Raw genomic sequence first — 2,638 nt, 5'->3', positions numbered from 1 at the left:
GGCCCTGACGTTCAGCCCCCGCCCCGGCGACAACCAGTTCATCCATCGTGCGCTCGATCTGCTACAGCCCGGCGACGTCATTGTCGTGGACGGCGGTGGCTATGAGGGGCGCGCGCTGGTCGGCGAAATCATGACAAGTGTCGCGGCTTCGCGTGGCGCCGCAGGCATTGTCATCGACGGCGCCATTCGCGATGCCGGTGCCATCGGCCGCAATCCGTTCCCATGTTTCGCGCGGTCGGCCATCCATCTCGGACCTTACAAGGATGGTCCGGGAGCCATAAATGTTCCCGTCTGCATAGGCGGCATGGTCGTCGGTCCTGGCGACATCGTCGTCGGCGACGAGGATGGCGTCGTGGCATTTCCAATCGACGGTGCCGCGGCCTTGCTGGCGGCCGTCCGGTCGCAGGAAGCCCGCGAGGCCGAGATCATGCAGAGCATCCAGGAGAACCGTTATCAGGGAGCCTATGCCCGGGCTTCAAGCGGCAGTCACTGATCTGCCGGGTCAGTCCTTGCCGGTGACAATCGTGTGGCCGGCTGGCGATCTTGCTCAACATAACCGCTCCGCAGCTAACCGAGGGCGAAACAATGCATTTCGGGCACGCCGCCTGGATGCACCAACAGGGGAAAATGGAGAGAATTGATGGTTGTTTCCTTCAAGAGGCTAACTTGCGCCACCGCCCTTGCCGGGCTGGCTCTGACCACGATGGCCGCGGCTGCCGACATCAAGATCGGCATCGTGGCCCCCATGACTGGCCAACTGGCCAGTGAAGGGCAGGATATGGAGAACGCCGTGAAGATGGCGATCGATGCCGTCAACGCCAAGGGCGGCGTCAACGGCGACAAGATCACTACCACCACCGCCGACGACGCCTGCGATCCGCAACAGGCGGTGACCGCAGGCAGCAAGCTTGTCTCGGAAGGCGTGACCGCCATCGTCGGCGGCTACTGCTCGGGCGCCGTCTTGCCGACATTGAAGATCTATGGTGACGCCGGCATTCCGTTCGTCATCATCGGAGCGAACTCGACCAAGCTGGTCGCCGCCAATCAGGGCAATGCCTTCCTCGCCAATTCGACCGGCGACATGCAGGCGACGACAGCCGTCGAACTCTTCAAGAAGAATGGCTACAAGAAGTTCGCGTTCGTGGACGAAGGCGATGCCTATTCATCCGACCTAGCCAAGTTGACCGCCGAAGCTTTCAAGAGCGCTGGCGGCGAAATTGCCGCCAAGGAGACCACCACGGCCGGCGAGCAGGACTATTCGGCGGTCGTCACCAAGATCAAGTCGAGCGGCGCCGATGCTGTCTTCTGGACCGCCTACCATGCCGGTGGCGCTCTGCTCACCAAGCAACTCCGGCAGGCCGGGTTCCAGGGCGGCATCGTGCTGGGCGACGGCAACAATTCACCGGAATATCTGGAGATCGCCGGGTCGGCCGGTGAGGGCGTGTACCTGTTGTCTCCGCCGACTGTCGACCTCTTGTCCGGCGCCGCCGACTTCAAGGCCAAGTACAAGGAAACCTATGGCCGCGACGCCGGCGCCTATGCGGCGCTCTCCCACGATGTGGGCGACCTGATCGTCGATGCGATCACGCGGGCCAAGTCGGCGGATCAGAAGGCGATCATCGAGGCGCTCAAGGCCAGCGATTTCAAGGGCCTCGCCGGTGAAATCAAGTTCACCGACAAGAACACGCTCCAGACCTCGAACTTCCGCCCGGTGATTGCAAAGGGCGGCAAGTGGGTGGCTGTCGAATAAAGGCCAACCGGATTGATGCCGAGGCAGGCCTTGTGGCGGCCTCGGCGTCACCGCCGATTGTCTGGTGCGCCGACGCTGCGCCCAGACAAGACTTTTTCAATTCTGCCCTGGAGCATCAATGACGCTCGACCTGCTTATTCAGCAACTGGTGAACGGTCTTATCGTCGGCTCGTTCTATGCCCTGATCGCGCTTGGCTACAGCATGGTCTTCGGCGTCATCAAGCTCCTGAATTTCGCCCATGGCGACATCTACATGAACGGCGCCTTCGTCGGCCTCATCGTGTTCTCCTTTGTCGGCATATGGGTCGGCAATGGCTGGCTGGGCGTGGTCTGCGCCCTGCTTGTGTCGATGCTGGCTGTCGGCTTGCTCGGCGTCATCATCGAACGCTTCGCCTATCGGCCGATGCGCAATGCGCCGCGCCTCTCCATCCTCATCACGGCGCTTGGTGCCTCGATGGTGTTGAACGGCACGGCACTCGCCCTGACCGGCGGGCGGCATTACGCCTTCAACACCGACCTCGGTTTTGCCGGTGTCGACATTTCCACCGTTCATATCACCTACACGCAGATGGTTCTGGTGGCCGCCTCCATTGCTCTTATGGCAGGCATGCAGGCCTTTGTCTCCCGCACCATGTACGGCAAGGCGATGCGCGCCGTGTCCATCGACATGGGGGCGAGCCGCCTGATGGGCATCGATGTCGACCGGGTGATCGCCTTGACGTTTTTCATGGGCTCGGCGCTCGCTGCCGGCGGTGGGGTCATGGCCGGCGCCTATTATGGCAGTGTCCATTTTTTCATGGGCTTCATCATGGGGCTCAAGGCCTTCACCGCCGCTGTCATAGGCGGGATAGGCAGCGTGCCGGGCGCCAAGCTCGGCGGCTTTCTGCC

General features: G+C 62.2%; 3 protein-coding genes. All 3 read left to right on the top strand.

From position 1 onward, the window contains the following. A partial coding sequence (locus EN984_RS30390) for an RraA family protein (RefSeq protein WP_127384181.1) occupies positions 1–493 on the top strand: 493 nt, incomplete at its 5' end. Between the two features lie 147 nt (positions 494–640). Then, a complete protein-coding gene (locus tag EN984_RS30385) occupies positions 641–1,750 on the top strand; it encodes a branched-chain amino acid ABC transporter substrate-binding protein (RefSeq protein ID WP_127266693.1) in 1,110 nt (369 codons plus the stop codon). Positions 1,751–1,868: 118 nt separating this feature from the next. Continuing rightward, positions 1,869–2,638: branched-chain amino acid ABC transporter permease (locus tag EN984_RS30380; RefSeq protein ID WP_164765754.1), on the top strand; the 770-nt coding region annotated here is incomplete at its 3' end.

Source organism: Mesorhizobium sp. M7A.F.Ca.CA.004.12.1.1, assembly GCF_003997835.1.
Classification (GTDB): domain Bacteria; phylum Pseudomonadota; class Alphaproteobacteria; order Rhizobiales; family Rhizobiaceae; genus Mesorhizobium.
The sequence above is the reverse complement of the archived record's forward strand: the minus strand, read 5'-3'. Positions and strand labels throughout refer to the sequence as shown.